We start from the raw sequence: 8,020 nt of genomic DNA on the forward strand, positions 1-8,020 counted from the left end.
GGCCTCCTCCTACTCGATTGTACAACAAGCAAAAAGTAATTATCACTATAGCTGCTGAGCGTTTATGAGTTGAAGATAAACTTCTCAATCGCGACCGCTACACCATGGTCGTCGTTGCTCGCTGTGATGTGATCCGCCAGTTTCTTGGTTTCTTCCATTGCGTTTTCCATTGCAATGCCAAGGCCAGCGTATTCAAGCATATGATGATCGTTTTCAGCGTCACCCATGCAGATTACTTCTTCTGCTGTAATACCCAAGTGCTTAGCTATCGCCTCAATACCGACACCCTTGTTTGAATTTGGGTTTAGGAATTCTAAGAAGAATGGTGCACTTTGCACGATAGTAAACTGAGTCTTAAGCTCTTGTGGCAACTTGCTGATTATTTCGGTGAGCTTGCTTGGCTCTGCAACAATCATAGTTTTGATGATTTCATGGTCGTCTTCTAGTTGAGAAAAGTCGAATTCGGTAATCTCTAAGCCGTTAATACGCGCTTCAATAGCTGTGTACTCATTGTTTTCAGGGGTGATTAAGCCATGAATCTTGCTGAATGCATGAACATAACCGCCAAGCTGTACAGCGAGGGCTGCGATCTCTTTAGCGGCTTTACCATTGCTGATCTCACTGTGAATGAGTTCTTTTGTAGAGACGTTTTGAACCATAGAGCCGTTGTAGAAGAGCACAAAGTCATCTTCGCCGTTGATTGAAAGCTCGTCTAACTTACTCTGCATGCCTTCTAAAGGACGACCAGAAGCCAGAACCACTTTCACACCTGCAGCGCGTGCTTTGGCAATCGCGTCTTTGTTCTCTTGAGAAATTACTTTATCACTGTTGAGCAGTGTGCCATCCATATCAAGAGCAATCAGTTTGTACATGTTGTTCCTTAATAAAAAATTAAAAGCTAACGAAATCTATGGGCGAAAGGATAAGGGAACTTGAAAGTTCAGGCTAGGGCTTTGATCAACTCATTTATCAGTACTCATTTGTTTGACCAAAAGGGGGAAGTGCTTTAAGGTCTGCGGTTGATTAATTTCATCAAATGATTGAGCTGAGGGAAAGTTGTACAAGATTAATGAAATGTTTGAAACCATTCAGGGTGAGGGCGTGTTTACTGGCGTTCCCGCTGTTTTTGTTCGTCTGCAAATTTGCCCAGTGGGCTGTTCTTGGTGTGATACCAAGCAGACCTGGGAAGCGTTGCCAGAAGAGGAAACCAGCCTTGGCGATATTATGGTTAAGACAGAAGATTCACCTACTTGGTCAGCAATCGATGCTCAAGGAATCGTGAATGAATATATCAAGCAAGGTTACACTGCTAAGCACATTGTGATTACTGGTGGTGAGCCATGCATTTATGATCTTGTTCCTCTTACTGAAGCGTTTGAGCAGCACGGTTGTCGCTGTCAGATTGAGACTAGCGGAACATCAGAAGTTAAAGCCACACCGGACACTTGGGTTACGGTGTCACCGAAAGTGGCGATGAAAGCGAAACTGGAAATCTTAGATAGCGCCTTGCAACGTGCTAACGAAATTAAGCATCCAGTAGGTACAAGCAAAGACATCGAACAACTTGACGGTTTATTGGAGCGAGCAGCAGTTCCTAACGACACTGTTATCGCTCTGCAACCAATCAGCCAAAAAGACCGCGCTACTCAGCTTTGTATTGATACCTGCATTGAGCGCAATTGGCGCTTATCAATACAAACTCACAAATATTTGAGCATCGCATAGGTTGTATTTTTACTGGGCAAGATAAGTCGCTAGTAGAAGGTTCTCGTAAGGATTTAAGATGAAAAAAGCAGTGGTAGTATTCAGTGGTGGTCAAGACTCAACAACGTGTCTTGTTCAAGCATTAAAAAAGTATGATGAAGTTCATGCGATTACGTTTGATTATGGTCAGCGCCATAGACTCGAGATTGAAGTTGCTGAGTCATTGTCGAAAGAGCTTGGTGTGAAAGCGCACAAAGTGATGGATGTGACTCTGTTGAATGAACTGGCTATCAGCTCTTTGACTCGTGACGATATTCCTGTGTCTCATGAGCTGCAAGAGAATGGGCTGCCGAATTCATTCGTTCCTGGTCGTAATATTCTATTTCTGACTCTAGCGGGTATTTACGCTTACCAAATCGGTGCAAATACCGTAATCACGGGCGTGTGTGAAACTGATTTCTCAGGCTACCCTGATTGTCGTAATGACTTTGTGAAAGCGATGAACTCTGCGCTTGTACAAGGTATGGACAAGCCGCTTGATATTAAAACACCGTTAATGTGGCTCAACAAAGCTGAAACATGGGCGTTGGCCGACCAGTACTCAGCACTTGAGCTTGTTCGAAATAAAACACTGACTTGTTACAATGGCATTGTCGGGGATGGTTGTGGCGATTGCCCAGCGTGTGAACTGCGTAAAGTTGGCCTTAACGATTACCTAGGTGATCGTGAAGGTATTATGGCTGAGTTGGTTCGCAAACAGACTGAGAATAAATAACCTCAGGTCAATCAATTGGTTCGTTGTAAGCATCAATGATGCAGTTTCGGCCGTTGCTTTTGGCTTGATAGAGTGCTTGGTCAAGCACTGAATACAAGTCATCAAAGTCACTTAATGCGTTTGAGGTTGCTAGATAAGCAAAACTCGCGGTCACATTAAGTGACTTTTTGCTTTCTGATAAAAAGACAGTGCTTGAAATTGCGTAGTGCAACTCTTCAACGCGTTCTCGTACCTCTGCTGGTGGGGCATCGGTTAACATGATGACAAATTCTTCACCCCCTAAGCGACCAAACAATTCACCATTCACTAAGTGTTTTCTAATTTGATCACTAATATGGACCAGTGCCCGATCACCAGTAGGGCGCCCATGCTCATCATTAATCTTCTTAAACTTATCGAGATCGAGCAGCACGAGCACATGCTGTTTGTCCGTCCCTTTACAGCGTTTCACTCTTTTGATTCTTCGAATTATCTCAGTTCGGCTATATGCTTTCGTTAAGCCATCAATTGCTGCTTTTGCGCGAACCGTTTTGTTTATCAATACCGTGAAGCTTGCAGCGCAAAGCAATAGAATAACAACGATGTTATACATCCACCTTTGATGTTCCATTTTTTCAATTTGAACGCGGTCGAGTTTCGTTTGATGTGTCAGGAAAGAGCTTTCTAGTTCTTGTTCATATTTGGCGTGCGTCAGGCCGAGCGCTTCGAGTGCGAGTCGATTGTCGATATCTCTAGCTTCCATTTGTATTGACGAGTATCGCTGGTAGAAATAGAAAGCTTGTTGGCAATCGCTGAGTGATTGATGAATATCAGAAAGCTGAAGAAGTGACTGCGCGATGTATTTATGCCTTGTGACTTGTTCAGCTAATTCTAGCGCTTGTTGAGCATAGTTGAGTGCTTCCGTTGGCAATTTCTGTTCTTCGAACATATCGCTGATTGCCAAGTAAGCATTGATGCGAATGACATCATTGCTCAGTTCGCTCGAAGCTGAAAGAGACTCAATTAGGTAGGTTCTCGCCACATCATAGTTTTTCGTTTGAGTGTACGCTTTTCCTAAGCCAAGACTTGTGAGTGCAATACCGTAGCTATGCGACGTTGAGCTCAGCAGTGTTCTTGCTGTCTGAAAGTGGTGAATTGCTAGTTCACTTTGCTCTTGGTTAAGGTAGAGATCCGCAAGGCTGTGATGCACTTGTGCTTTCATTAAATCTGAAGCGTTTACTCTGAGAATGAGAGCTTGCTCTAGATACTCCGCCGATTTTTCATATTGCTTTAATTCTTTGAGCAAGTTACCCACATCGTTGTAAACCCCTGAAATATCATGCCCTTGTGGAAACACGTTTATTAGTGATAGGTAGGTGTCTAGTGCAGCTTGATAGTCACTGCGGAAATGATGATTGTTCGCGATGACTCGATAAGTCCCGAATTTTGGTAATACAGGGTCAGCGATGTCATGTAAATCTGACTGAAGGGCAGAGCAGTAATAGTTCGCTTGATGGTATTTAGCTTGCTCGTTAAGCGATCGGCATAGCTGGTACTTTAGTAAGGCTTTACCAGTTAAATCACTGCGAGATTGCATTTTCGCCAAAAGTGTTAGAAAGCCTTGTTGTGCTTGTTCATATTGGCCTTTGCCGTCTTTCCTCAGAGCAGAAATAAACGCTGTTTCTATCGCTTGGTAGTCATTGTCGTTTGAAGCGATTCCGTAGAACGGCTGATCTCGGTGGCTCATGTATTGATACAGAAGAGACGCAAGGTAAAGCTTATCTCCATAAACCGTTGAGCCGATGTAGCGTGTTTGCAGCATGTTTAATGCGCGCTCAGGAGAGTGGTTTAAAGTAGAGAGATAAAGCGCGTTCCAATCAGCATTTGGAGTAGAGCTTAGATTGGAGGTATAGACTGGTGAATTGTGGTCACGATCTGATGTTGATACTTGGCTATAAGAACAAAAGCTAATGAATAGTAGAAAGGTAACAAAAACGAAGTGATTCACAAGAGACGATCAATCAGATAAAGAACGATATTCTATTATTAGTTTGATGTTGCTTCAAATTTTGAATGGTGCGACTACGTGGTTATGCGAGGTAGGTCTCTAATTTATTGATACTAATCAGAGGTATATCGGTCGCGCGAATCGTGCGACCGATATCGGAAATTAGATGTATAATTTCGCTAGGTCAGAAGGCTCAAGTTCTTTGCCTTCTAATGTTGCATTCCAGTTAGTACCAACAAGAACGCCGTCTTCAGCAAGAGTCAGTAACCAATCTTCTACAAAGATATCTAGTGGAATTTCTAATACTTCGAAGTCAGCCCACTCTTCAACGTTGTGAGTTTGAGCATCTTCTTTTGAAGACCAGAATGGCATCACTTCGCTGTTTTCGAATTCACTTGAGTCACATGCTAGCCAACCTTCTTCGTTACGAAGGCCCCATACAAGTTTAGTTTCTTGTGTTTCAGAAACGAAAAGTTCTAGATTTACTTGAGTATCAGCGGTTAGTTTGCTCATGGATTAATTCTCTATGTTGATAACGTGACAAGATTAACATTATAGACGGCTTAGGTATATGCTATTTAAGGAATTATAAGCGTACTGAAACGCTACCTAAAGATAACGTTTCAGATGAGGCATAACTAAGAGTGGTTACTTTCCAATTTTTGTAAAAATATGCCATTCTTCTTTGATGTTGCCTTTGAATCCGGCGACAGAAGCGACAACTTTTCTATTGAGCGCATGGTTGATTTTGGTTCCCTCTTCATTAGAAACGGTATCCCCGTAGCCAACGATTGTCACTCTAGATGGTTGTATACCATTACTTATTAGGGCTCGCCTTACATTTGATGCTCGTTCTTTCGATAAGTCTAAGTTGTGAGCCGCGTTTCCGACTTTACTCGCGTAGCCTTGTAGACGAATGGTTGTGCTTTCATACCGCTTTAAAAACGCGGCCATTTGACGAATTTGGCCAAGAAAAACAGGATTGATTTCTGTTGAATTGTTGGCAAATAAGATGTGAAGTTCTTTCTGTTCCGTTGACTCGAAATAAGAGCCGCAGCCGTCATTATCGATTTCAGCGCCAATCTGTGTATCAACACATAAATCACGGGCGTTGATAACACCATCATTGTCGTCGTCTTCTAGATCGTAACTTTGTACGCTCTCTGGGAGCGCTCGATACTCGAACTCTTCATCGTTTGTTTCAGCTAAAATGTTGGCAGAAGCAACCAATAGACAGAGTGGAAATACAGCTTTTAGCAGCTTCATTAATATTCTACCTTTTCATTCCATTCTTGGGGGATATCGACACGTAAACCTGTCAGTAAATTACCGGTTGCGTTCATGACCCGGTATTTAGCATATTGTTCATCGTACTTGGCATCTAAATAGCCTTTACGAGCTTCAAAGAGCTCATTTTCAGTGTTAAGTAAATCGAGAAGTGTTCGTTTACCGATGCGGTATTGCTTCTCGTAAGAGATAACCGTATCTGATGCTGAGTCTACGTGATCTGATAAGAACTCTTTCTGTTGTACGGTTAAATCAAGTGCGCTCCATGACAAGCGTAGGCTCTCTTCTACATTACGATATGTACTTTCACGCAGATCTTTGGCCTTATTTAATTGGTAAGCAGCACTTTCAGCGCGGTCTTGATCAGCGCCGCCGTTATACAAGTTATATCTCAAGCGGACCATTGCGGAAAATTCGTCACTACTCCCTTCGTTGCCACCTGCGTCATCACGCCAGGTTTGCGCGGCTTCGAAAGAAACAGTCGGATAATTTGAACTTTTAGACTGTTTATATTGGAATTTAGCGGAGTCCACATCGGCTTGTGCAATTTTAATAACAGGATGTTGGTTGAAAGCTTTCGCAAGAGCGCCATCTACGGTGTAAGGAATTGCTCCAGTGTCTGCTCGCGGAAACACTAACCCCAAAGGTGACTGTCCAACAATACGTTTAAATTGAGTATGCGTATCAAACAAATTATTTTGTGCTGCGAGCAAGTTACCATGAGCTTTCGCAATACGAGCTTCTACTTGGGACATATCTGCTGTAGAGCCAATGCCAGATTCGACACGTTTTCGAATATCTCTATAGATATCCTTGTGTGTTGCCAGGTTGTTTTCAGACAGGGTGAGGACTTCATAAGCTTTCACTGCATCAAGGTATACTTTGGTGACCTCGAGAGCGATATCTTGGGCGTTGGAGAGTAATTGGTAACGAACAGATTCTGCATCAGCCGCGGTACGATCAATATCGTTGGAAGTATTTGCTCCATCCCAAATTAACTGAGTCAAAGTAATCGTCGCTTCTTTACGCGTCAGATCTGTTGAATTTGTATTGGTCACTAGATCGGTATGCTCATAACCAATCCCACCATCTAGATCTATACTTGGACGATAAGCACCGCCAGAAGCATCGTTAACGTAACGTTTACTTACGTACTCATTATAAGCACTTTTAATTTCAGGATTGCTTTCCAACGTAAAAGCGACGGCTTGCTCAAGAGTTTGTGCCGCAGCTGGAAAGGTCATTGCTATAGCTAGCCCTAAGGTCGTCGTTTGAATCCTATTCAATTTGCATCTCTCCAAAATGAGTCACACCTGAGTCTTAATTTTGCACGATGATATACAAAATTCAGATGAACCGCCAAAAAAATTACGATCGCTACAACTGGCGCTCGCAAATGGTTGTAAATTTGTTAACCGATCACTGTGCGTATTGTGATGTTTTAATGCACTTAGAACACCTATTAATATGTCAATTATTTTTCGTTAGCACAATAACTTATATCAAATTTAAGAGCGCTTTAAGTATTGATGAGTGTGACCATTGTCATCATGGTGTATATGACCTTGTTAAAATATGCATTCATAACTATGAATTATATGGTGTTAGGTGTTATATTTTGTCTAATATTATAAATACAATGTCACTATTTTGACGTTTTGATTGAAAATGGGTTTTAGGGGTTTATATGGACATGACAGTATTGAATGTGAGCGGTGCATTAGCACTTGGCCAGCGCATTGTTATTTCGGTAGATGGTACAATTAAAGTCCTAGAAGACGGCCAGCCATTGCAATCGGGGGATGTCATTCTTGAATCCCAGAGCGAAAACTCTGAATCTCCAATTTCAGTCAAGCGTTTTTCGCCTGAAGATGGCGGTGAAGTTGAACTAGACCAAGACATTGCAAATATCTTTGCGGCTTTAGAAGAAGGTCAGGATCCGACGGAGCTAGGCGAAGAATTTGCAACGGCAGCTGGTGAAAGTGGTTCAAGCCTAGTAAGTAGCGGGACTATTGAGCGCGACGGTGAAGAAACCATTCCAGGTACTGAATTTGTAACGACGGGCTTTGAAGCGCTGGGAATGTCTCGTACTCAAAGCTTGAGTCTTCTTGATGCTTTCCGTTCGGTTGACCAACCGGATAGCCTAGGCACAGACAGCGAGACCATAGTTGACACAACAGCTCCAGATGCGCCAACACTGACACTGGATACGGACTCTGGCTCAGCGGCGGATGACTTCTTAACCAACGACGGTAGCTTCACAGTCG

General features: G+C 42.8%; 7 protein-coding genes and 1 pseudogene. 3 read left to right on the top strand and 5 right to left on the bottom strand.

Features of this window, described 5'->3' with window-relative positions:
• Positions 1-62 precede the first annotated feature (62 nt).
• The gene (locus AB4167_RS20130; protein ID WP_372132264.1) at positions 63-872 is read right to left on the bottom strand and encodes a Cof-type HAD-IIB family hydrolase; all 810 of its coding nucleotides are present in this window, start codon (positions 870-872) and stop codon (positions 63-65) included.
• 184 nt (positions 873-1,056) lie between these two features.
• On the opposite strand from AB4167_RS20130, the gene queE reads away from it, so the two are divergent.
• Together queE and queC are read left to right on the top strand one after the other, a co-directional pair.
• Positions 1,057-1,725, top strand: coding sequence for a 7-carboxy-7-deazaguanine synthase QueE (gene queE, locus AB4167_RS20135; RefSeq protein WP_346762947.1), 669 nt, complete (start codon positions 1,057-1,059; stop codon positions 1,723-1,725).
• Positions 1,726-1,783: 58 nt separating this feature from the next.
• Entirely contained in the window at positions 1,784-2,479 is a 696-nt protein-coding gene (queC, locus tag AB4167_RS20140; RefSeq protein WP_136974304.1) for a 7-cyano-7-deazaguanine synthase QueC, read from the top strand.
• Positions 2,480-2,486: 7 nt separating this feature from the next.
• On the opposite strand, the gene AB4167_RS20145 is transcribed toward queC, so the two are convergent.
• The 4 genes from AB4167_RS20145 to AB4167_RS20160 all read right to left on the bottom strand — a co-directional run bounded on the left by AB4167_RS20145 (position 2,487) and on the right by AB4167_RS20160 (position 6,997).
• Positions 2,487-4,466: a diguanylate cyclase gene (locus tag AB4167_RS20145; protein ID WP_372136945.1), complete on the bottom strand. Its 1,980-nt coding sequence runs from the start codon at positions 4,464-4,466 to the stop codon at positions 2,487-2,489.
• Between the two features lie 162 nt (positions 4,467-4,628).
• On the bottom strand, positions 4,629-4,979 hold the full coding sequence (locus AB4167_RS20150) for a DUF2750 domain-containing protein (protein ID WP_372104239.1): 351 nt from the start codon (positions 4,977-4,979) through the stop codon (positions 4,629-4,631).
• A gap of 135 nt (positions 4,980-5,114) precedes the next feature.
• Positions 5,115-5,732, bottom strand: coding sequence for an OmpA family protein (locus AB4167_RS20155; protein ID WP_010438560.1), 618 nt, complete (start codon positions 5,730-5,732; stop codon positions 5,115-5,117).
• Positions 5,732-6,997, bottom strand: a complete 1,266-nt coding sequence (locus AB4167_RS20160) for a TolC family outer membrane protein (protein WP_010438562.1) — start codon at positions 6,995-6,997, stop codon at positions 5,732-5,734. Before AB4167_RS20160 ends, AB4167_RS20155 begins: the two co-directional genes overlap by 1 nt.
• A 443-nt stretch (positions 6,998-7,440) precedes the next feature.
• On the opposite strand from AB4167_RS20160, the pseudogene AB4167_RS20165 reads away from it, so the two are divergent.
• Positions 7,441-8,020 (top strand): annotated as a pseudogene (locus AB4167_RS20165) (hypothetical protein); the annotation flags it as partial.

Origin of the sequence: Vibrio sp. 10N.286.49.E11 (assembly GCF_041469505.1) — a bacterium.
Lineage (GTDB): Bacteria > Pseudomonadota > Gammaproteobacteria > Enterobacterales > Vibrionaceae > Vibrio > Vibrio crassostreae_C.